Annotated in this window: 22 protein-coding genes; 12 read left to right on the forward strand and 10 right to left on the reverse strand. The window is 64.2% G+C overall.

Features of this window, described 5'->3' with window-relative positions; genetic code table 11:
* Positions 1-181 precede the first annotated feature (181 nt).
* Complete coding sequence (locus LMTR13_RS33315; RefSeq protein ID WP_065733172.1) at positions 182-409, forward strand: DUF2093 domain-containing protein; 228 nt, start codon at positions 182-184, stop codon at positions 407-409.
* A gap of 77 nt (positions 410-486) precedes the next feature.
* Here LMTR13_RS33315 and lpxK read toward each other — a convergent pair whose 3' ends face one another.
* From lpxK to LMTR13_RS33345, 6 genes are all read right to left on the reverse strand, one after another.
* Positions 487-1482, reverse strand: coding sequence for a tetraacyldisaccharide 4'-kinase (lpxK, locus tag LMTR13_RS33320; RefSeq protein ID WP_065731451.1), 996 nt, complete (start codon positions 1480-1482; stop codon positions 487-489).
* Positions 1475-2779: a 3-deoxy-D-manno-octulosonic acid transferase gene (locus LMTR13_RS33325; protein ID WP_236843217.1), complete on the reverse strand. Its 1305-nt coding sequence runs from the start codon at positions 2777-2779 to the stop codon at positions 1475-1477. The genes lpxK and LMTR13_RS33325 overlap by 8 nt, the downstream gene beginning before the upstream one ends.
* The gene (locus LMTR13_RS33330) at positions 2772-3485 is read right to left on the reverse strand and encodes a lysophospholipid acyltransferase family protein (RefSeq protein ID WP_065731453.1); all 714 of its coding nucleotides are present in this window, start codon (positions 3483-3485) and stop codon (positions 2772-2774) included. The genes LMTR13_RS33325 and LMTR13_RS33330 overlap by 8 nt, the downstream gene beginning before the upstream one ends.
* Entirely contained in the window at positions 3482-3730 is a 249-nt protein-coding gene (locus LMTR13_RS33335; RefSeq protein ID WP_065733173.1) for a DUF4170 domain-containing protein, read from the reverse strand. The genes LMTR13_RS33330 and LMTR13_RS33335 overlap by 4 nt, the downstream gene beginning before the upstream one ends.
* A 93-nt stretch (positions 3731-3823) precedes the next feature.
* On the reverse strand, positions 3824-4633 hold the full coding sequence (locus LMTR13_RS33340; protein WP_065731454.1) for an inositol monophosphatase family protein: 810 nt from the start codon (positions 4631-4633) through the stop codon (positions 3824-3826).
* On the reverse strand, positions 4620-6020 hold the full coding sequence (locus LMTR13_RS33345; RefSeq protein ID WP_065731455.1) for a TldD/PmbA family protein: 1401 nt from the start codon (positions 6018-6020) through the stop codon (positions 4620-4622). The genes LMTR13_RS33340 and LMTR13_RS33345 overlap by 14 nt, the downstream gene beginning before the upstream one ends.
* 249 nt (positions 6021-6269) lie before the next feature.
* On the opposite strand from LMTR13_RS33345, the gene LMTR13_RS33350 reads away from it, so the two are divergent.
* Both LMTR13_RS33350 and LMTR13_RS33355 read left to right on the forward strand, forming a co-directional pair.
* Positions 6270-6797, forward strand: a complete 528-nt coding sequence (locus LMTR13_RS33350) for a DUF6101 family protein (protein ID WP_065733174.1) — start codon at positions 6270-6272, stop codon at positions 6795-6797.
* 103 nt (positions 6798-6900) lie between these two features.
* The gene (locus LMTR13_RS33355) at positions 6901-8199 is read left to right on the forward strand and encodes a PD40 domain-containing protein (RefSeq protein WP_065731456.1); all 1299 of its coding nucleotides are present in this window, start codon (positions 6901-6903) and stop codon (positions 8197-8199) included.
* 225 nt (positions 8200-8424) lie between these two features.
* On the opposite strand, the gene ubiA is transcribed toward LMTR13_RS33355, so the two are convergent.
* Both ubiA and LMTR13_RS33365 read right to left on the reverse strand, forming a co-directional pair.
* A complete protein-coding gene (gene ubiA / locus LMTR13_RS33360) occupies positions 8425-9360 on the reverse strand; it encodes a 4-hydroxybenzoate octaprenyltransferase (RefSeq protein ID WP_065731457.1) in 936 nt (311 codons plus the stop codon).
* A 10-nt stretch (positions 9361-9370) separates the two neighbouring features.
* Positions 9371-10021, reverse strand: coding sequence for a hypothetical protein (locus LMTR13_RS33365; protein ID WP_065731458.1), 651 nt, complete (start codon positions 10019-10021; stop codon positions 9371-9373).
* A gap of 208 nt (positions 10022-10229) precedes the next feature.
* On the opposite strand from LMTR13_RS33365, the gene LMTR13_RS33370 reads away from it, so the two are divergent.
* From LMTR13_RS33370 to LMTR13_RS33395, 6 genes are all read left to right on the forward strand, one after another.
* Positions 10230-10976, forward strand: a complete 747-nt coding sequence (locus tag LMTR13_RS33370) for a 16S rRNA (uracil(1498)-N(3))-methyltransferase (RefSeq protein WP_065731459.1) — start codon at positions 10230-10232, stop codon at positions 10974-10976.
* Positions 10977-11245: 269 nt separating this feature from the next.
* On the forward strand, positions 11246-12412 hold the full coding sequence (locus LMTR13_RS33375; protein WP_065731460.1) for an ATP phosphoribosyltransferase regulatory subunit: 1167 nt from the start codon (positions 11246-11248) through the stop codon (positions 12410-12412).
* The gene (gene hisG / locus LMTR13_RS33380) at positions 12409-13386 is read left to right on the forward strand and encodes an ATP phosphoribosyltransferase (RefSeq protein WP_065731461.1); all 978 of its coding nucleotides are present in this window, start codon (positions 12409-12411) and stop codon (positions 13384-13386) included. Before LMTR13_RS33375 ends, hisG begins: the two co-directional genes overlap by 4 nt.
* A gap of 75 nt (positions 13387-13461) precedes the next feature.
* Positions 13462-14505 carry a glycosyltransferase family 2 protein gene (locus LMTR13_RS33385; RefSeq protein ID WP_065731462.1) on the forward strand — a complete coding sequence of 348 codons (1044 nt, stop codon included), beginning with the start codon at positions 13462-13464 and terminating at the stop codon, positions 14503-14505.
* Positions 14502-15338 carry a ChbG/HpnK family deacetylase gene (locus tag LMTR13_RS33390; protein WP_065731463.1) on the forward strand — a complete coding sequence of 279 codons (837 nt, stop codon included), beginning with the start codon at positions 14502-14504 and terminating at the stop codon, positions 15336-15338. The genes LMTR13_RS33385 and LMTR13_RS33390 overlap by 4 nt, the downstream gene beginning before the upstream one ends.
* Positions 15339-15472: 134 nt before the next feature.
* The gene (locus LMTR13_RS33395; protein ID WP_065731464.1) at positions 15473-16276 is read left to right on the forward strand and encodes a DUF2076 domain-containing protein; all 804 of its coding nucleotides are present in this window, start codon (positions 15473-15475) and stop codon (positions 16274-16276) included.
* A gap of 256 nt (positions 16277-16532) precedes the next feature.
* Here the strand turns inward: LMTR13_RS33395 and LMTR13_RS33400 are convergent, their stop codons facing one another.
* Complete coding sequence (locus LMTR13_RS33400) at positions 16533-17333, reverse strand: L,D-transpeptidase (protein WP_065731465.1); 801 nt, start codon at positions 17331-17333, stop codon at positions 16533-16535.
* Positions 17334-17638: 305 nt separating this feature from the next.
* On the opposite strand from LMTR13_RS33400, the gene LMTR13_RS33405 reads away from it, so the two are divergent.
* Positions 17639-18415 (forward strand): protein phosphatase CheZ, encoded by a 777-nt coding sequence (locus LMTR13_RS33405; RefSeq protein ID WP_065733175.1) that lies wholly within the window; start codon positions 17639-17641, stop codon positions 18413-18415.
* Between the two features lie 121 nt (positions 18416-18536).
* On the opposite strand, the gene LMTR13_RS33410 is transcribed toward LMTR13_RS33405, so the two are convergent.
* Positions 18537-19052 (reverse strand): hypothetical protein, encoded by a 516-nt coding sequence (locus LMTR13_RS33410; RefSeq protein WP_065731466.1) that lies wholly within the window; start codon positions 19050-19052, stop codon positions 18537-18539.
* A 341-nt stretch (positions 19053-19393) separates the two neighbouring features.
* On the opposite strand from LMTR13_RS33410, the gene LMTR13_RS33415 reads away from it, so the two are divergent.
* Positions 19394-19690 (forward strand): co-chaperone GroES, encoded by a 297-nt coding sequence (locus tag LMTR13_RS33415; RefSeq protein WP_065731467.1) that lies wholly within the window; start codon positions 19394-19396, stop codon positions 19688-19690.
* Between the two features lie 159 nt (positions 19691-19849).
* Positions 19850-21496 carry a chaperonin GroEL gene (gene groL / locus LMTR13_RS33420; protein ID WP_065731468.1) on the forward strand — a complete coding sequence of 549 codons (1647 nt, stop codon included), beginning with the start codon at positions 19850-19852 and terminating at the stop codon, positions 21494-21496.
* The last annotated feature ends 86 nt before the right edge of the window (positions 21497-21582 follow it).

Raw genomic sequence — 21582 nt, forward strand, 5'->3', positions numbered from 1 at the left:
TGTCGGATCGTTATGACGCTGTGGGCACGATAAAATTCACGCTATCATGCAGGTAGACACAAAATCATCACAAGTAGGTCAGTTTGCGGGGCGGACAGTTCGACCTATTTATGATAGATGAAGCTCGGAAAATACACTTCACGCCAGCCCCGCGCGGGCCGGCCGATCGGAGAGTTTGGCGGTGCTCAATAAATTCGGCCCCTCGGGCCATGGCGAAGCGCAGGTGCAATATCTGGACGGCGATTTCCGGGTGATCTCGCCCGGAACCTACGTGCGCTGCGCCATCACCGACGTGCGGATCCCGCTCGACGAATTGAAGTACTGGAGCGTCGATCTGCAGGAGGCCTATTCGATTCCGAGCGCCGTGCTGCAGCGGCACTTTCCCGGCGCGCTGAAGTCGCAGGGTTGAGATTTGCAGGGTGGACAAAGCGAAGCGTGCCCACCGTTTTCGATGTAAGCTGGTGGGCACGCTTCGCTTTGTCCACGCTACTCTTTCCTCTCGCGCGCCTTGAATAGCCGGTCGGCGACGAATTTTCGCAGACGCGCAGGATCGTCGAACTCCAGCGTTACCGCGAACGGCACGATATGCTGCCGATCGCGCAGCCGCGCCAGATCCTTTTCCGTCGTCACCAATGTCAGCCCGTCGCGCCGAGCCTCGGTAATCAAGCCTTCGATCTCAGTCTGTGAATACGGATGATGATCGGCGAAGGCCTGCTGCCTGACGACATCGATGCCGCTTAAGCGCAGCGTGTTGAAGAATCGCGCGGGATCGCCGATGCCGGCGAATGCCAGCACGCGCTTGCCCTGAAGGGCCGCGACCTGCGCGTCATCCGGCTTCAAACGCGCGCGCAGCACCGGCTTGCCCTGCGCGGCGATCTCGGCGGCCACGGGCTCGGCAGCCGTGCCGTTGCCGACGACGATCAGCGCGTCGGTACGCGCCAGTTGCGGCCGCAGCGGCGCACGCAGCGGACCGGCGGGAAATACCTTGCCGTTGCCGAGCCCGCGTTCGCTGTCGATCACGATCAGGGATGCGTCCTTGACGATCGACGGATTCTGGAAGCCGTCGTCCATCAGGATCACGGTCGCGCCTTGCGAGCGTGCCAGCGGCACGCCCTCGGCGCGCTTGCGCGACACCACGACCGGCAAATGGCTTGCCAGCATCAGCGGCTCGTCGCCGACATCGGCCGCCGTGTGCCGCTCCGGGTCGACCCGGACCGGCCCGCGCAATTCGCCGCCATAGCCGCGGCTCAGCACGACCGGCGTCTCGCCGAGGTCGCGCATGAGCTTTGCCAGCGCCAGCACGGTCGGCGTCTTGCCGGCGCCGCCGACATGGTAATTGCCGACGCAGAGCACGGGAATGCCGGCATGCAATCCCTTGCGCTGCAGGCGCTGTGCGGCGATGGCGCCATAGAGCGCACCGAGCGGTTTCAACAGATGCGAGTTGAGCGAGGACGGGCCGTGCCAGAAGCCCGGCTCACGCATTTCCGGCTCCCATCTCGATCCGCAATTGCAGCAGATACGGCTCGAGCGCAAAGAGCGTTCGCTCCAGCGCGCCGCCGAGCTGGCCGACCACGCGCTCGGACGCGGTGAGCACGGCTTCGCGCGCGTTGGGATCGGCGAGCATTTGCCCGAACTGCTTGATCAACATTTCCTGCGTGTCGGCCCGCCGCGCGCCGCCGGCGGAATCGAGGGCTTCATAGACGTCGGTGAAGTTGAAGACGTGAGGACCGTGGACGATCGAGGCGCCGAGCTTGATCGCCTCGATCGGATTCTGCCCGCCATGCTCGACCAGCGATCCGCCCATGAACACGATCGGCGCCAGCCGGTAGAACAGTCCCAGTTCGCCCATGGTGTCGGCGACATAGATGTCGGTCGTGGCGGTGGGCAAGTCCTCGTGCGAGCGCAGGGTCGGATTGAGGCCGGAAGCTGCGATCATGCGCGCGATGGCCTCGCCGCGATCGGGGTGCCGCGGCACGATCACCGTCAGCAGCCCCGGGAAAAATCCGGCGAGCGTCCGGTGGGTAGCCGTCACGATTTCTTCTTCGCCCGGATGCGTGGAGGCCGCGACCACCACCGGGCGGCCGCGTGTCATGGACATCAGCATATCCAGCTTGTTGCCGTCGGCCGGCGGCGCCGGAACGTCGAGCTTGAGATTTCCCGTGACCATGACGTTGCGGCTGCCGAGCGCCGTAAAGCGATCCGCATCGGTCTGCGACTGCGCCAGGCAGATGTCGAACTTGTCGAGCAGCGCCGAGATGGTCCCTTGGACCCGGCGCCAGCGCGGAAACGAGCGCTGCGACATCCGTCCGTTGATCAGCACCATCGGCAGCCGCCGCGCAGCGCTCGACAGGATCAGGTTCGGCCACAGGTCGGATTCGATGAACAGCGCCAGCGAGGGCCGCCAGTGATCGAGGAATCGCGCGACGTAGCGCGGCGAGTCGTAGGGCACGTATTGATGGATGACGTCGGAGGGGAACCGCTTGGCGACGATCGCAGCCGAGGTCACCGTACCCGAGGTCACGAGGATGCGCAGGTTGAGCGCCCGCAGCCGCTCGATCAGTGCCGCCGCCGCCAGCACTTCGCCGACGCTGGCGCCGTGAATCCACACCAGCGGACCAGGGGGGCGAACATCGGCGCTCATGCCGCGGCGCTCGCCGACCCGCGCCGGGTCCTCCTTGCCAAGCCGCAACCGCCGGCTGATCAACGCAGGCGACAATGGCACCACGGCGGACGAAAGACTCCGGTAGACGCGCAACGTCATCGGTAGCGAGTTAGCCAAGAGCGGCCTCCGGACGTCCGACCGCCTTATAGGCGCGACGGGTCGCTTCGTTCAGATAGGATTCTACCTGAAGGCGCAGCTTTTCCATAGTCTCGGCATCGGCATCCGGCGGCACATGAACCGCCTCGATGCCGACCACCGCACCGCGTCCGAATGGCAAATTGATGGTGGTGGAGTCCCAGTTCTTCAACCGGATGAAGCGGCTGGTCACCATCGCAAAGGGCATGATCGGTCGGCCAGACTCCCGCGCCAGCATGATGAGGCCGAGCCCGCTCACGCGGGCGCGCTTGGGTACGTCGGCGGTGGTCGCGACGTTCCAGCCGTCTTCCAGCGCCTGCAGCATCTCGCGGAAGGCGCCGACGCCGCCCTTGCGGTGAAAGGCGCCGCCATGATCGCCGGACCCCCTGATGGTTCCGATGCCAAGCCGCTCGGCGGCGATGGCGTTGAACTCGCCGTCGCGGTGCCGCGAGATCAGGACCTTGGCGCGGTGGCTCTCCTTGGTCTTGATGAATGGCGTCATGAAATGCTGGCCGTGCCAGAACGCGAAGATCGCTGGCATCTCCGGCTCGACCCGCTCATAGACGTCGGCCGGCTCATAGCTGAAGCGGTTGGTCAGCCAGACCAGCCGCAGATATTCGGCCGCAAGCACGCCCAGCGCGCGCTGAACCCAGCTGCTGCGCAGCAAATCGCGAAGGAGACGTTTCAACTGGAGGACTTCGTGTCTTGACCTGGGTCGAGCAGCCGGTGGAGGTGAACCACGAAGTAGCGCATGTGGGCGTTGTCCACGGTCTGCTGCGCCTTCGCCTTCCATGCCGCGAGAGCGGATGCGTAGTTGGGATACACGCCGACGATGTCGACCTGGTCGAGGTCCTTGAACGTGGTGTGTTCGAGGTCGGTCAACTCGCCGCCGATGACGAGATGCAGCAATTGCTGCGGGGCACTATCTGGCATGATGGTCTTTCCTAACGAGGTGCCCGGCAAGCAAGAGTGATATTGTGAATCGCAGTATGAACGGGATGATTTGTGGCACGGATTTCGACCGATTCAGGGCGACCGGCGGTCCCGGAAATGCTCGACAATGCGCGCATGCCGATCGTATCCCGCCGCCACCAGCACCCCGTGCACCACCTCCCGGCGATTATACTCAATCGCATCCCCCGAGAGTGCAGTCATTCTACCATTCGCTTCCTGCACGATCAAATTCGCCGCGGCAAGATCCCAATCGCGGCTCTGGCCGCCCGCAAAAGCGGCATCGAGACTGCCATCGGCGACCCGGCACAGCCGCAGCGCCAGCGATCCGATTCGCGGATGCAGCGTGATATCGTCGGGCGACGAACTCAGCCGCTGCACCAGCGGCTTCGGGCCCGCCATGCGGGAAAAATCGAGTTCCGTTCCAGCGGATGCGCGGACCGGCTTTTCGTTCAGCGTGGTGCCCTTGCCGTGCACCGCGAAGAAGAATTCGTCGCTGGCCGGAGCGAACACCGCCGCCAGCACCGGCATCGAGCCGGCGACCAGCGCCACGCTCACGCACCAGTCTTCACGATGCGCGAGATAGGCGCGGGTGCCGTCGATCGGATCGACGATCCAGACCAGCTTCTTGCCGAGACGTGTGTCGTCGTCGACGCTCTCTTCCGACAGCCAGCCATAATCCGGCGTCGCCGCGCGCAGCCGCCGCTCCACGAGCTCGTTGACGGCGATATCGGCCTCGGACACCGGCGAGGAAGCGCCCTTGGTCCAGTTCTTCAATTCGGTGCGAAACAGCGCCAGCGCCAGCGCGCCGGCCTCACGCACGGTGTCCTTCAGCAGCGCGGCATCGCGCGCCCAGATCCGGTCGGCGGTATCAGCGTCCGCCAAGCGTCAGGCCCTCGATGCGCAGCGTCGGCGCGTTGACGCCGTAGCGGAATTCCAGGTCATTGGCCGGAACCAGCGACTTGAACATCGCCAGCAGATGGCCGGCAATCGTCACTTCGCTGACCGGATAAGTGATCTCGCCGTTCTCGATCCAGAAGCCGGAGGCGCCCCGGCTGTAATCGCCGGTCACGCCGTTGACGCCGGAGCCGATCAGGTCGGTGACGTAAAAGCCCTGCTTGATGTCGGAGATCAGTTCCTTCGGCGTCATCGCGCCGGGTTCGAGATGCAGATTGTACGATCCCGGCGAGGGCGACGAGGACACGCCGCGATGGGCATGTCCGGTCGTGACCATCCCGAGCTCGCGCGCGGTGGCGCAGTCCAGCAGCCAGGTAGTCAACACGCCCTCGTCGATGAGCGCGTGCTTCTTCACCTTGACGCCCTCGGCGTCGAAAGTCTGCGAGCGCAGGCCGCGCACGCGCAAGGGATCGTCGATGATGCGGATGTTCTTCGAAAACAACTGCTCGCCGAGCTTGTCCTTCAGGAAGCTGGTCTTGCGCGCGATCGAGGCGCCGTTGATGGCGCCGACCAGATGCCCGACCAGCGATCCCGATACCCGCGGGTCGTACACGACCGGCACCTTGCAGGTTTCGACCTTGCGCGGATTGGCGCGCGCCACGGTACGCTCGCCCGCCCGGCGGCCGACGCTTTCGGGAGAATCGAGATCGGACGCGTGCGGGGCCGAGGTGAAATCGTAATCCCGCTCCATGCTGGTGCCCTCACCCGAGATCGCGGTCATCGAGATGCCGTGGCTGGAGCGCAAATACGAGCCGTGGAAGCCGGTCGAGGTCACCAGCACCATGCCGCCGATGCCGCTCGAGGCGGACGCGCTGCCCGATTTGGTCACGCCCTTGACCGCAAGGCCCGCGGCTTCCGCTTCGCAGGCGCGACGCTCCAGTTCGCTCGTGGTCGGAATGTTGCGGTCGAGCAGGTCGAGATCGGCGAACTCGCGCGCCAGCAGCGAGGGATCGGCGAGGCCGACATATTTGTCGTCGGGTGCGACGCGAGCCATTGCGACCGCCCGCTCGGCGAGCCTGGCGACGCCGTCGCCGGAAATATCGTTGGTCGAGACCACCGCCTGGCGCCGGCCGACCAGCACGCGCAATCCGACGTCGTCGCCTTCGGAACGCTCGGATTCCTCGACCCGGCCATCGCGCACCTCGACGCCTTGCGAAACCCCGCGCACTGCGACCGCGTCTGCTGCGTCCGCACCCGCGCGCTTGGCGGCCTCGACCAGCCGCTGCGCCAGCGTCGAGAGCGCCGATTGGTCGAACAGGTCGGAAGTTGCGGGAGCCTTCGAAGGCGGCGAAGCCGTGGATGGTGAAGAGTTCACAAACAAAATCCCTGACATTGAAGGGTTCGGACGCCGGCCGGCAAGGCCCTCAGATGTGCCTGATTCACAGGGATTTCAAGCATTTTGCGACGCCAAATACCAAACATTTTCGGCATAGCGGCAAGGTCTCGTCAATCATGCTGGCGGGTGACCTCTTCTTAACCAGGCTTTTTAAGGCGATACGGAAATCGCTCGGCTAAGGTCTCGCGTATCGACCGGGAACATAATCCCGGCGGGGAGATGAGAGCCGTGAGGCGTCAAACAGCAACAAGCGGGATCAATCCCGCCGGGTCGAGCCGTGCACTGCGGCTCGACCCTCTTTCTCTGCCGCTCAGCTTCCATGCGCACGACACCCGTGCGGACGGCGGCGTGCGCAGGATCGAACTTCACCGCGAACGCGTCGTGCTGCACCGTGCCGTCAAGGGCATGCGGATGGCGATCAACGTCCGCGTCAGCGATTTTCTCGGCGTTGCGCTGCGCGGTCTGGACGACGACGCACAGATGCTGGTGCTGGCGCATCGCGACCCGTCCTTGAACATTCCCTTGTGCGTGAGTTCCGACGACGAGGAGATCGCCTCCGCCTGGCAGATGTGGAGCGACATCTTCGCACTGCCGCTTTTGACGGAAGACGATCATCGCGAACCGGCCGCCCGCCGCCGCCGCCACAACGCCATCCGCGCCCGCCGCCCGAAATTCCTGGTGCGCCGCCGGCTCGGCAATCTCGGCAATACCGAGACGGTTCATCGGGACGAACGCGAGATCATCGCGCGGGATTAGATTTCGGTCGAGGACTGGTCGATCATGACTATCGGCGAACCTTACAGGTCGCCATACGGCCCCAGCTCTGGTTGACGCTTCCGCTCCATCTGGGTCAAGTGAGATGGTCCTCAAGATGTTACGCATCTTAAGTCTCGTTTTGATGGGCATGCTTACCGCCAGCTACCCGTCCGAAGCCCAGCAAGTGCCACGGATCAACTGTGGAGCCCCGCACCAGCGCGACCTAAACCTCACGCCGATCGGTGACGGGCCGTTGCAGCTCAGGGCGGTTTACTGCCAGATCGTTCGCACGACCTTGTATCCGTCAAACATGCCGATGGTATCGCCGGACGGTCAATCAATCGCTTATCTCGAGAATGACGCGATCCTGCGAATTGCGCAGCTCGACAATAGCGATGGCTGGATCGACTATCGAACCAAGATGGGCGTATTTTCGCGGTTTGGCCGAAGCGGACGGTCCCGCCCTGCTGTTGCCTGGGCCTCGAATTCAAAATCTGTGTGGGCTGCAAATCACGACGCAGTGATGCCGAGCGGATTTGCGACATCTCCGCTGCAGCCGCTGAAGACAGTCGACGACGGCAGCATCCTGACGCTCCCTCCGCTTCAACATGAAGCGGGCCCGCTGGATGGGTTGTTGTGGGCGGGCGGCGACGGGCTGGCTGTGGCCCAGTTTGGGACGAGAGGAGGCTACTATCGGCCCGAGCATCCAGACCCGAATCCGTCATTCGCAATCGTCGACGCACAACGCGGCCTAGTGCGAGATACGCTTGCGTTCTCGGCCATCGAAGCTCTCAAGGACCGCGCAAAGGGATCACCGCACGCCGCTATAACAGACGCGGCAGCAACACGGCTCCGGGATGGCAAGGTGCGAACGCTATTAAATGTCGGCCGGTGGGTAGTCTGGACCGAAGGCCAAGCTCCGGTCACCATAACCGATCCCTATGCCGACGACTTCTATAGTCATAGTCACATCGTCATGTCGCCTGATGGATCGCGCGTTCTGGTGGCACGCTTCATTGGGCCAAGGGAAATGATATGCGAGCGCAGGCCACGTCCAGATTGCGGCACGCGCGATCCCCCTGTGGAGGGCGTGATCGCGGCCATGCACGATCTCGAAGACGGTCGCCTGCTTTGGAGCATTCGGGCGACGGTCAGCTACAAATACGAAGGCCCGCCCCCCGCGATCAGTCCGGACGGCCGGTTTGCGCTGATCGAATTGCCTCCCGAAGGTGACCGACCGTTAATTGCGCTGGTCGCTCTGGAGGACGGAAGAATTGTACAGACCATTCCTGCGCCCAGCGGATATTTTGGGATGGGCTTTGCACGCGACGGCCAGTCCGTCTGGACGCATGCACATGGACTGACGGCTCTTTACGACGTTCAGTCGCACCGACAGCAGTGACCAATCAAAGCAGATAGGGACCTTCGCTCGCCGACCGCAAATAGCGCCAGCGACCCATAGCGGACAAGTCATCGCTACCTCGCAAGCCGCCGCGATCATGATTCTGCCTGCCATCTCGATTTTACGTTTTCAAACATCGATAGGGCAAAGAGGAAGCGTGCCCACCATCATGAAGCGTGCTCGATGATAGATGGTGGGCACGGCGCATGCGCGCCTTTGCCCACCCTACGAGACCGAACGCATCACCGCATCTGCGAGCAATCCGGCAAACAGCAACAGCCCCGCATCGCGGTTGGACTTGAAGATGCGCAGGCACAGCGCGGGATCGCTGATGTTCAATCGGCCAATCTGCCAGGCGAGATGCGCGGCAAACGCGATCAGCCCGATCCAGGCCGGCCAGCGCGCGCCGCCCAGTGCCAGCGCGGCGCCGATCAGGACCACGGCGAGCGAATAAAGCACCGCCAGCGCCAGATGGGTGCGCGCGCCGAACAGGCGTGCGGTGGACTTGATGCCGATCAGCGCGTCGTCCTCGGCGTCCTGATGGGCGTAGATCGTGTCGTAGCCGATCACCCACGCGATCGAGCCGGCATAGAGCACGAGCGCGGTGAGATCGATCCGGCCGAGCGTGACCGCAAATCCCATCAGCGCGCCCCAGGAGAACGCCAGCCCCAGCACGACCTGCGGCCACCAGGTAATGCGTTTCATGAACGGATAGACCGCGACGATGACGAGCGAGGCGATGCCGGTCAGAATCGCGAAGCGGTTGAACTGCAAGAGCACCGCGAGCCCGATCAGCGCCTGCAGGACCAGGAAGGCGAACGCCTGCGTCACGCTGATCTGACCAGCGGGCAGCGGCCGCGAGCGCGTGCGCTCGACGCTGGCGTCGAGGTCGCGGTCGGTGATGTCGTTCCAGGCGCACCCCGCGCCGCGCATGACGAAGGCGCCGATGAAGAACAGCACGATCACGAGCGGCAGTTGCGCGACGTCGCGCGCGATTCCGGCGGCTAGCGCCGCCGACCACCAGCACGGCATCAGCAACAGCCACGAGCCGATCGGACGGTCGTAACGGGAAAGCCGCAGGTAAGGCTGCGACCAGGACGGCGCACGCGTATCGACCCAGTTGCCGGTCGCATCGGCAACGCGGGTCGTCGCGTCGCTCATCGGATCGTGGTCATCGCGCGAGAACGTTGCCGTTCAGCGTATCGAAGGTGCTGCCGCCCTTCCTGACTGTCTGCGCCTCGGGGAGTGACGCCGAACCCAGCACCTCGCTCAGGCTCGGACCGGCCGGCCTTGCTGCCGCCGCCTGCTGCGCCACCGCACAGACCTGCTTCTGCATCTTCTCGGTGTTCTTGTGGCCGTTCCTGAGCTGGTCGGCGATCTGCGGCGGAATTCCGCATTTGGCCGAATTGGTCTCGACGTACTTGATCATCTTCAATTCGGCCTGGCCGAAATTGCCGATCAGCTTGCAGGCTTCATCCGGCGGCGCCTTGCGGTCGCTCGCGGCCTTGATCAGCTTGCCGCGCCGCTCGGCTTCCTCACGCAGGGGAACGAAGCCCTGCATGCAGGCGTCCGCGGATCCGCTGGCCTGTGGCGGCGGCCCGCTGAATCCTCTGGAAACCGGGGCCGCGCCCTGCGACGGGAACGGCGACGGGGCGCCGACCGAAGCCGACGGCGCCGCGCCATTCACCGGCGGAAACGGAGAATTCGCCGGGGCGGCACTCTGGTTGGGCAAGGGCGCCGGGAACGCACCTTGCGCAAACGCGTGGCCCGCGTGAACGGTCACGACGACAACGGTCAGCGGCACAATCAGGCGGCGGATCATCAAGGATGTATCTCCGGCTAGGTCCAGGCAACCCCAGCGTCTTCGAAAACGAAGCGGATTTGCGGTCGGTACTTTTTACGATTCCTGCCGACGCTTAACAACCCGTTGATTGGGGCAGCAGCGCGGCGTAACGCCCCGTCGGAACTAAAAATAGCGTCCGGATTCTAGCGCTTTAGGCTAAAAGCGGCGTGGAAATGGAACATTACCGATGCCCGAACTCGATTTTCGCGCTCCGCGCCTGTTCGTCGATGCCGCATTGCGGGAGGGTGAAAGAATCGCGCTGGAGCGCAACCAGAGCAATTATCTGGGCAACGTGCTCAGGCTTTCCGCTGGCGAAACCATTTTAGTGTTCAACGGCCGCGACGGCGAATGGCAGGCAGCAATCGAGGGCCGCAAGCGGCCCGATGGCTTGAGCATCGTCGCGCAGACGCGGCCGCAGGACCGCCTGCCCGACATCGCCTATGTCTTTGCCCCGCTGAAACACGCCCGCCTCGACTACATGGTGCAGAAGGCGGTGGAGATGGGGGCCTCAAGCCTACAGCCTGTATTGACGCGGCACACCCAGGTCTCTCGCGTCAATGGCGAGCGGATGCGCGCCAACGTCATCGAGGCGGCCGAGCAATGCGGAATCCTTAGCCTTGCGCACGTTGCCGAGCCGGTCGCGCTGGACCGCTTTCTCGACAAGCGCGAAGCCAGCCGCCTGCTGGTGTTCTGCGATGAGGCGAGCGACGCCGCCGGTCCGGTGCAAGCGCTGCAAGCGGCGCAGGCCGCAGGGTCCGGCATCGACGTGTTGATCGGTCCCGAGGGCGGGTTTGCCGGAGAGGAGCGTGAGCTGCTGTTGCGTCAGCCGAGCATCCTCAGGCTGTCGTTGGGCCCACGGATTCTGCGGGCCGATACGGCAGCCGTGGCCGCACTGGCGCTGGTGCAGGCGGCGCTCGGCGATTGGACGAATTAGTCAGGGACGGACCGCCGGCTTGCCCCTCTCCCCAACCCTCCCCGCGGGGGGGAGGGAGCCTGAACTGCGTGCTCACCTTACATTGGGTTACGGGCTCACCCCGTTCATTCGAACCACTGGGTAGCCCTCAAGCCACCCCCCATTAATTCAGTTGGCCGTTCCCTGTCGAAACGCCGCCCGAGCCATGCTAAGGCCTGCGCCAACCCGCCCGGAACCCCGGGGAGCTCAGAGAACCCTGGAACCCGGATTTTCCGGATATTGGACGTGAAATGACCGCGACCGCTGCCGCCAAAAGTGCTGCCGGGTCCGCCGCCTGGGCGGACGCGCTGCTGTTGTCGTTTGCACAGGGCGGCTACGTCCAGGCCCACCCGGCCATCCTGCAGCCAGCCGAGCCGTTTCTCGACCTCTCCGGCGAGGACATCCGCAAGAGCCTTTACCTCACGACCGACGCTTCCGGGGAGGAACTCTGCCTGCGCCCCGACCTCACCATTCCGGTGGCGCGGGACTATCTCGCGTCGGGACGCGCCGGCCAGCCAGCCGGGTTCAGCTATCTCGGGCCGGTGTTCCGCTATCGCGGCGGCGGGCCCAGCGAATTCCTGCAGGCCGGCATCGAATCCTTCGGCCGCCAGGACCGCGCCGCGGCGGATGCCGAAATGCTGGCGCTGGCGCTGGAAGCGACTTCGGCTTTCGGATTGCAGGATGTCGAAATCCGCACCGGGGACGTAGCGCTGTTCAATGCGCTGATCGACGCGCTCGAGCTCTATCCCGTCTGGCGGCGGCGGCTGATCAAGGATTTCAACCGCAAGGTCAGCCTCGCCGAGGACATCGAACGGCTGACGCTTGCGACCGCGCCGGGCCATAATGAATATGAGGGCGTGCTGGCGGCGCTCGCCGGCTCCGACCGCAAGGCAGCGCTGGCGCTGGTCACCGATTTGATGTCGATCGCCGGCACCACCAATGTCGGCGGACGCACGGTCGACGAAATCGCCGACCGCTTCCTCGAACGATCGACCTTGAAAGGCGGCGCTCTGCCGCGCGACGCGCTCGATATTATCAAGCGCTTCCTCGCGATTGCGGGCGATCCCGATGAATCGGTGGCGCAACTGCGCGCGCTGGCATCAGACGCCAAGCTCGATCTTGCGCCGGCGATCGACCAGCTCGAAAGCCGCGTCGGCTTCATGGCCGCGCGCGGCATCGACACCAAGCGGACGCGCTTTTCCACCTCGTTCGGCCGCGGGCTCGACTACTACACCGGGTTCGAATTCGAGCTGCATGCCAAGGGTAATGGCGTCGAGCCGCTGGTGGGGGGCGGTCGCTATGATGGCCTGATGACGCAACTCGGATCGCCGACGCCGATTCCGGCGGTCGGATTCTCGGTGTGGATCGAGGCCTTGATTCAGCACGGCAAGCCCGCCTCGCAAGGGAGCGCCGCATGAGCGCCCCCTTCGTCCTCGCCGTTCCCTCCAAGGGCCGCCTGCAGGAAAACGCCGAGGCGTTTTTCACGCGCGCCGGCCTTTCGCTGGCAAAACCGCGCGGCGCGCGCGACTATCGCGGCACCATTGCAGGACTCGACAACGTCGAGATCGCCTATCTCTCGGCCAGCGAGATCGCTTCGCAGCTTGCGCGCGGCATGGTGCATCTTGGCGTCACCGGCGAAGATCTGCTGCGCGAAAGCATCCCCGATGCCGACAAGCGCGTGCTGCTGATCGACAGCCTCGGCTTCGGCAGCGCAAATGTCGTCGTCGCGGTGCCGCAGGCCTGGATCGACGTCCGCACCATGGCCGATCTCGATGATGTCACGACAGGCTTCCGCGCCCAGCATAACCGGCGGATGCGGGTCGCTACCAAATACATCAACCTGACGCGCAACTTCTTTGCTTCCCACGGCGTGGTCGACTACCGCATCGTCGAAAGCGCCGGCGCCACCGAAGGCGCGCCCGCCGTCGGTACCGCCGAGATGATCGTCGACATCACGACGACAGGCGCGACGCTCGCCGCCAACGGGCTGAAGGTGCTCGACGACGGCGTGATCCTGCGCAGCCAGGCCAATCTCGTGGCATCCCGCGATGCCGACTGGTCGGCAGAGGCCCGCGAGACCGCGCGCGTGATTCTCGATCATATTGCCGCGCGCGCGCGGGCCAGCAAATATCGCGAGGTGCGCACACGTTTCGCCGGCTGCAACGCGGCGTTGCTTAACGAGGCGCATAACCGTTTTGGCGTGGTGGCGCCGTTCGGCGGGCCGACCTCGTCCGGCATGCTCACGCTGCACTGCCCACCGATGCATCTTTACGCGCTCGGCAGTTTCCTGCGCGAGCATGGCGCCGACACGGTTTCGATTGCCTCGCTCGACTATGTGCTCGACCGAGAAAACCCGCTATTTGCCAGGCTCGAGGCGTTCCTGCGGCAATAAGGCCGCCGTTTCGTTCATCGTTGCGACAGCTTCTCGCAGGTAACATATACGGTTGAATAATCTGGGACCTGATCGATGACGCTCGGCTCTGACGTTTCCCGCCTGACGACCACCGCCTCCAGCGCGGCGGCAAAGGGGCTGTCGATCGTCGTGCCGCTGTACAACGAGGCGGCAGGCCTCGCCTTGCTGCACGAGCGGTTGATCGGCCTCGCCAGAACGCTGAAGGCGCGTTACAGCCTTACCTGCGAAGTGGTCTATGTCGACGACGGCAGCGCCGACGACACGCTGGCGATCGCGCGCGCGCTTAAGCCCGATGCGCTCGACGTCCAGGTGGTGTCGCTGTCGCGCAACTTCGGCAAGGAGGCCGCGCTGATGGCGGGGCTCGACCATGCACGGCTCGGCGCGATCCTGTTCATGGATGGCGACGGCCAGCATCCGCCAGACCTGGTCGAGAAGCTCGTCGCGCACTGGATCGATGATGGCTACGACGTCGTCTACACGGCGAAGGCGCATCGCGACAATGAATCGTTCCTGCGCCGCCAGGCGGTGCACGGCTTCTACGCGCTGATCAATTGGGGAGCGCGGCAGAAGATTCCCGAGGACGCCGGCGATTTCCGCCTGCTGTCGCCGCGCGCGGCCGCAGCGCTGCGCCAACTTCCCGAACGCAACCGCTTCTTCAAGGGCCTGTCGAACTGGATCGGCTTCCGCCAGATCCGCGTTGATTACGAGCCGGCGCCGCGCGCGCATGGCGTCACGACGTTCAGCCCGGGCCGGCTGATCGGCCTGTCGATCGAGGGACTGACGTCGTTCTCGGTGGCGCCGCTGCGCTTTGCGAGCCTGCTCGGCGTGCTGCTCGCCATCAGCGCCTTCCTGTTCGGCCTCACCATTCTCTGGGAAGTCTGGACCACCGGCAAGCAGGTCCCCGGCTATCCCTCGCTGATGATCGGCATGATGACGATCGGCGGCGTGCAACTCATCATGATCGGTATCGTCGGCGAATATATCGGCAAGATCCTCTCCGAGCTGAAGGCGCGTCCGATCTATTTCGTCGCCGAGCACAACGAGAAGCGCGCCGACGGCGAGACGACGGCCAGCACCGAGCGGACCGCCGCCGAATGAACGATGCCGCGCCGCCGCGCCGGATCTGGCTGTGCGCCGACGATTACGGGCTGGCCGAAGGCGTCAACCGCGCCATTCGCGATTTGATCTCACGCGGCCGTCTCAATGCCACCTCTGTCATGGTGGTGGCACCTGCGATCGGGCGCGCCGAAGTCGCCGCGCTGCAGGAGGTGGCCGCGGCGAGCCCACGCTGCGCCATCGGGCTGCACGCGACGCTGACGGCGCCGTTTCGTCCGCTGACGATGCACTTCAGGCCGGTCGATGGCGGCTTGTTTTTGCCGTTTCCGAAATTGCTGCGGGCGGGCCTGTTGCGGCGGCTCGATCCTGAAATGATCGAAGACGAACTCGCCGCTCAGCTTGCCGCCTTCGAGGACCTGTTCGGCCGCGCGCCCGATTTCGTCGACGGCCACCAGCACGCACAACTCTTCCCGGGCGTGCGCGACGCTTTTCTGCGCGTCGTGAAGGAGGCCGCCCCCAACGCCTGGGTTCGCCAGGGCGGACGTCTCAAACCGTCGCTCGACGCGCCCAAGGCCTTGGTGCTCGACATTCTCAGCGCGCAATTTCGCAAGCGCGCCACCCACGCAAAAATCCCGTTCAACCCCGCCTTCGCCGGCGCCTATGATTTTTCGAAAGAGTCCGATTTCGGCGCGCTGATGGGTAAGTTCCTCGAAGGGCTGCCCGAAAGCGGGCTGGTGATGTGCCACCCTGGCTTTGTCGACGAAACGCTCGAGAGTCTCGATCCCCTGACCACCCAGCGCGAGGTGGAACATGCGTTTCTGGCAGGTGATCGCTTCCCGACATTGCTGGCGGCGAATAAAGTTACGTTGAGTTGACGAGAAATTCGGGAAATCCGCCTGGCGTTTTGTCGCATACCAAAATTTAATTCGGCCACCCACTACTTGCGTCACAAAGCCCTCCTTACATCTTTCCCGCGCGTCGCTGGGATTTCGACGCGAGGGAGAGGGCCATGACACCGCAAGAACGCCAACTGATTGACGATCTTTTCGACCGCCTCGCCAAGCTAGAAAGCGCCAAGCGCGATCCGGAAGCAATGTCGGCGATCATGCAGGGCCTGCTCAACGCGCCCAATGCGGTGTATGCGCTGGTGCAAACCGCGCTGGTGCAGGACGAAGCACTGAAGCGCGCCGACATGCGCATCCAGGAATTGGAAGCGGCGGCGGATCAGCAAAACCAATCCGGCGGCTTCCTCGATTCGATGCGCGATGCAATTTTCGGGCAGAACCAGCCGCAAGGCGCGTCGGGTTCGGTACCGAACGTCCGCGCGCCCGACATGGGCGGCCGTCCGACCTGGAACAGCGGTCAGGTGCTGCAACAGAGCCAGGCGCCCGGACAGTATAATCAGCCGGCCTATGGCCAGCCTTCGGGCGGCGCGCAGCAATCGCCGTTCGGCGGCGGTGGCGGCTCGTTCCTCGGAACGGCAGCGGCGGCCGCGGCCGGCGTGGTCGGCGGATCGCTGCTGGCCAACAGCATTCGAGGGATGATGGGCGGCGGCAACCACCAGGCGTTCGGCGACACGGCGAACCACCGCGGCGGCGTCGAAGACCGCAGGCCGTGGGGCGATCAATCCGGCGGCGATCTGGCGCGCGAGGCCGGCATCAACGACATCGGGTCATCGAGCCGCCGCGCCGACAACAATGATGACAATGGTTCGCGGCAGGGGTTCTTCGATTCTGCGTCGCACGACGAAGACGACATGGATCACGATGGTGACGGTTTTGACGGTGATGACGGCGACAGCGATTACGCGTGACGCGCGCCGGACCTAAAAGGAGAAACGGCCGCCCGATCGGGCGGCCGTTTTTTGTGACCGTCGTCCCTGACAAGCAAGCGGGTCGCGCGAATGCGCGCCCGACGACAGGCTCCGCGCGATCAGGGCCCCATAACCACAGATGCCTGTTGTGGCAGAGGCTGTACCGCTATCTCGCACAACAACGAGCAGTGGTGGTTGTGGGTCCCTGCGTTCGCAGGGACGACATTGTTTTCGCGGCTTCACTCTTGCTCAACAATCAAATCACCACCACCTTCGCGCCGACGCCGACGCGGCCGTAGAGATCGATGACGTCCTCGTTGCGCATGCGGATGCAGCCGGACGAGACGTTGGTGCCGATAGTCCAGGGCTCGTTGGAGCCGTGGATGCGATAGAGCGACGATCCCAGATACATCGCGCGCGCGCCGAGCGGATTTTGCGGGCCGCCTTCCATGTACCGTGGCAGATCGGGGCGGCGCGCCAGCATTTCCGGCGGCGGCGTCCAGGCCGGCCATTCCTTTTTCGCCGAAATCGTCTTGACGCCGGACCAGGTGAAGCCGGGGCGGCCGACGCCGACGCCGTAGCGCAGCGCCTTACCGTCGCCCTGGACCAGGAACAGGAACTTGTTCGGCGTGTCGATCACGATGGTGCCCGGGCTTTCCTTGCCGTGATACTCGACCACCTGCTTTTCATATTTCGGATCGAGCCGGTGCTGGGCGGGATCGAACGCTTCCTCCTCCTCGCGCCGCATCGACTGCTGCGGATCCATCGGCGGCAGCAGCGTGCGCCGGCCGGCATATCCGTAGTCGGGTTGCTGCTGGTAGACGGACTGCTGATAACGCCCGCCCTGGGGCGCATCGCCGAACAGGAATTCGATGAAGCCGCCGCCCATATTGGAGCGTTCGGCAGCGGCTACGCGCACCGGCACCGGCGGCGCGGGCTGGCGGGCGTAGATCACGGTGGGCTCGGCTGATGATGAGGCGTCGATCGCCGCAGCCTCACTGGCAAGGCAAAGACAAGACCCGCTCGCAAGGAGCGCAACAAAAATTTTTCCGGACATCGACGTACTCTGTACTGTTCGTCACTGCGGGTTCGCGGGCGGCGCGACGAACGCCGCTGCACGCGATCAATACAAATCAAAACCTAATCGGTTTGGTAAACGGAAGCCGCGTTTTGATTCACCACGTCGGCAGGCGCGTCTGGATTTGTCCGGTAGCGTTTATTTTGGGTGAACGCGCACCCCTCATGGTTAATCGTTGGTGTGCGCCCGCATGCAAAGCGCCGACGCACGATATCGCGCCGTGAACCTGACGTTAAATCGCCATGGTTTAAAACACCCAGGCAATGAAGGGGTGGGAAAAACTCATGTCGGTAAGTCGCAAACGTTTTCGTATCGAACAAGCCATTCTGGGCGATACGCCAATTGTCATGCCTGCAGTCGAAGGCGGCGAGATCGGCCCGATGCATCGCGAGATCATGGCCGAACTGCGCGCGATCCGGGCACAGATGGCCGGCTTCGGCCACGCCCGCGCCGCTTCGACCGAGGGCGCGGACATGATCCGCGAAGTCGCCGAGTCCCACGCGCTTCTGGAAACCTATCGCGCGCAGATCGAGCAGTGCGAGAAGCTGAAGGTCGAACTCGATCTCATTCACGACGCCATCAACCGCACCAAGCGCGAAATCGCCACCCTGCACGGCAAGAGCTTTGACGGCCAGGAAATGGCCAAGGTCAACGGCGAACTCGGCGCCGTCGTCGGCGGCACCGAACAGGCCACCCAGCAGATCCTGGAAGCCACCGAAGCGATCGACCAGGCGGCGACCGCCCTCTCCAAGAACATCTCGCCCGACCAGCAGAAGCTGCTCAGCGAGGACATCCAGGAACGCGTCGTCTCGATTTTCGAAGCCTGCAACTTCCAGGACCTCACCGGCCAGCGCATCAGCAAGGTGATGACCACGATGAAGTTCATCGAGCAGCACATCTACACGATGATGGACATCTGGGGCGGCGTCGACGCCATCAAGGCGCACGCCCAGCCGATCGTCGATACCCGCGAAGGCGACGCCAAGCTGCTCAACGGCCCGAAGCTGGACGGCGACGCCGGCCACGCCTCGCAGGACGACATCGACGCCCTGTTCGATTGATGGTGAACAGAGACCTAAGAATCAAAACGCCGGCATGATGCCGGCGTTTTTTTGTTTTCGCTGTCATTCCGGGATGGTGCGTCAGCACCAGACCCGGAATGACGGTGTGAAGTTGGCCGCCTCACGCCCGCGGCGCGCAGCGCACATACACCATGTTGCCGTAACGGACGGCGGCATCCTTTTCGATGAAGCGGGTCACCATCACGCGGCCGTCGAACGAGACGATCTCGCGGTCCTGGTCGCCGCCGGCGGGACCGGGCGGACCGATATAGTTCTTGCCGCTCGGGCTGCCCTTGAGGCGCAGTTCCTGCGGGGTGGCCTGGTCGGCCAGATGCATGACGACGCCGCCGCTGGCGCCGGCGCCGATCACGTAGGGCTGCTTGCACTGCCCGCGCGCGGCCGCCTCCGTGCGGGTGCGGTCATTGGGATTCTGGAACGAGGCGAGGCCCCAGCGGCCGACGATCTCGTCGGAGCGGATGGTTGCGGGCATCTCGGGCGCAGCGGCGGGCTCGGCCTCGGGCGGCGGACTGGACGACAGCGATGGCAGGCTCATGCTGCTGCACGCCGCCAGCAAGATCGAAAGCGCCGACGCGATCGCCAGATTGGCAACCGTACGCGCACTACGTGAGCTGATCATCGCATTCCCCCGAGCAAGTACTTGGCCGCTCCCGTCAGCAGCCAACCGCAAAAAGCCTGCCGGAGCAATGACGTCGGTTAAAATTACGCCACTGCACCGATTTGGTTTCCGAAGCACCATCCTATATTGGCCTCACCAAGGCTTTAACCCCCTTGTTTGCTTGACAGGATCGGCGCCAAGCCATATTCCCCGGCTCCACGTTTAGCACTCAAATACGACGATTGCTAAGGGTCGTGCTGTCCCGCCCGGGGCGGCGTCGAATACCCGGCATTCCCAGCCATTTTCGAGTGGCACAGACCCGAAACCCAAGCCTCCCAGAGGAACTTCAAAGAGGAGACGTCATGGCTAAGACCAAATTCCGTCCACTGCACGACCGCGTCGTGGTGAAGCGCATCGATGCCGAAGAGAAGACCAAGGGTGGCATCATCATTCCCGACAGCGCCAAGGAAAAGCCGTCGCAGGGCGAAGTCACCGCCGTGGGTCCGGGCGGCCGCGACGAGGCCGGCAAGCTGATTCCGATCGACGTCAAGGTCGGCGACCGCGTGCTGTTCGGCAAGTGGTCGGGCACCGAAGTCAAGCTCGACGGCGAGGAACTCCTGATCATGAAGGAGTCCGACATCATGGGCGTGCTGACTTAATTAGCGAAGCCGAAGCGGCGCCGCGCTCTCCTTCGTCATGCCCGGGCTTGACCCCGGGCATCCATCACCCTTCGAAGAAGATGGATTGCCGGGCCGAGCCCGGCAATGACGGGTGAATGGAGCCGCCGCTGATTACCCCAATTTTAAGGAGTCCAAACAATGGCTGCCAAAGACGTTAAATTTTCCGGCGACGCCCGCGACCGCATGCTGCGCGGCGTCGACGTTCTCGCCAATGCGGTAAAGGTGACGCTCGGTCCGAAGGGCCGCAACGTCGTGATCGAAAAGAGCTTCGGTGCGCCCCGAATCACCAAGGACGGCGTCACGGTCGCCAAGGAGATCGAGCTCGAGGACAAGTTCGAGAACATGGGCGCGCAGATGCTGCGCGAAGTCGCCTCCAAGACCAACGACACGGCCGGCGACGGCACCACCACCGCCACCGTGCTGGCGCAGGCGATCGTGCGCGAAGGCGGCAAGGCGGTCGCGGCCGGCATGAACCCGATGGACCTCAAGCGCGGTATCGACATCGCCGTCCACGCCGTCGTCAAGGACATCGAGAAGCGCGCCAAGCCGGTCGCCGCCTCCTCCGAGGTCGCCCAGGTCGGCACCATCTCGGCCAACGGCGACACTGCCATCGGCAAGATGATCGCGCAGGCGATGCAGAAAGTCGGCAATGAAGGTGTGATCACGGTCGAGGAGAACAAGTCGCTCGAGACCGAAGTCGACATCGTCGAAGGCATGAAATTCGACCGCGGCTATCTGTCGCCCTACTTCATCACCAACGCCGAGAAGATGACCGCCGAGCTGGAGGACGTCTTCGTGCTCCTGCACGAGAAGAAGCTGTCCGGCCTGCAGTCGATGCTGCCGGTGCTGGAGGCCGTGGTGCAGTCCGGCCGTCCGCTGCTGATCATCGCCGAGGACGTCGAGGGCGAGGCGCTGGCGACGCTGGTCGTCAACCGCCTGCGCGGAGGCCTGAAGGTCGCCGCCGTCAAGGCGCCGGGCTTTGGCGATCGCCGCAAGGCCATGCTGGAAGACATCGCGATCCTGACCGGCGGTCAGCTCATCTCCGATGAGCTCGGCATGAAGCTCGAAAGCGTCACCATCAACATGCTCGGCCGCGCCGGCAAGGTGGTGATCGACAAGGAGAACACCACCATCGTCAAGGGCGCCGGCAAGAAGAAGGACATCGAGGCCCGCGTCACCCAGATCAAGGCGCAGATCGAGGAAACCACCTCGGACTACGACCGCGAGAAGCTGCAGGAGCGCCTTGCAAAACTCGCCGGCGGCGTCGCGGTGATCAAGGTCGGCGGTGCGACCGAGGTCGAGGTCAAGGAGAAGAAGGACCGCGTCGAGGACGCCCTCAACGCGACCCGCGCGGCCGTTCAGGAAGGCATCGTGCCGGGCGGCGGCGTGGCGCTGCTCCGCGCCAAGAAGGCGGTCGGCCGCATCAACAACGACAATTCCGACGTCCAGGCCGGTATCAACATCGTGCTGAAGGCGCTGGAAGCCCCGGTTCGCCAGATCTCGGAGAACGCCGGCGTCGAAGGGTCGATCGTGGTCGGCAAGATCCTCGAGAACAAGTCGGAGACCTTCGGCTTCGACGCCCAGACCGAGGAATATGTCGACATGGTCGACAAGGGCATCATCGATCCGGCCAAGGTGGTGCGCACCGCGCTGCAGGACGCCTCCTCCGTCGCCGGCCTGCTGGTGACCACCGAAGCCATGGTCGCCGAACTGCCGAAGGAACCGGCCCCGGCGATGCCCGGCGGTGGCGGCGGCATGGGTGGCATGGGCGGCATGGGCTTCTGAACCCCGCGCCTTCTCGCACCAACAGATCGAAGGCCGCCTCCGGGCGGCCTTCTTTTTTGGAGATGATGCGAGCCGATCGCTTCAGG

The sequence above is a fragment of the Bradyrhizobium icense genome (assembly GCF_001693385.1).
In the GTDB taxonomy this organism is placed as follows: domain Bacteria; phylum Pseudomonadota; class Alphaproteobacteria; order Rhizobiales; family Xanthobacteraceae; genus Bradyrhizobium; species Bradyrhizobium icense.